This is a genomic window from Parendozoicomonas sp. 2304DJ65-17, assembly GCF_058148445.1.
This window is the reverse complement of record NZ_JBYVJV010000037.1, coordinates 1-320: the sequence shown is the minus strand read 5'-3', so window position 1 is coordinate 320 and position 320 is coordinate 1. Positions and strand designations below refer to the sequence as shown.

General features: G+C 47.5%; 1 protein-coding gene. It reads left to right on the top strand.

Annotation, left to right across the window (positions count from 1 at the left end; all coding sequences use genetic code 11):
* On the top strand, positions 1-273 hold a 273-nt coding region (locus tag ACY2RR_RS24445), incomplete at its 5' end, for an HAD family hydrolase (RefSeq protein WP_490110814.1).
* Between the last annotated feature and the right edge of the window lie 47 nt (positions 274-320).

Sequence of the window (320 nt, the reverse complement as noted above, 5' to 3'; positions counted from 1 at the left end):
AACGCAGTGATTACCGGGCATGATGTACAGAATCCCACACCTTCACCAGAACCTTACCTGAAAGCATGCGACGCTCTGGGAGTATCTCCCAAGCACACACTGGCTATTGAAGACTCAAACACCGGGGCTCTTTCGGCTATTAATGCTGGCTGCCCTACGGTTATCGCCCCCGACATGCTGCCCATTCATGATGAAGTCAGGGATCAGTGCCTGCTTATTATTAAATCTCTGGATATTTTACCCTGCTGGATTAACCAGCAGCTTTCACGCTGAAACTGAAAATTACAGAGACGAGTAATACGCCTCTGTAATATTTCACA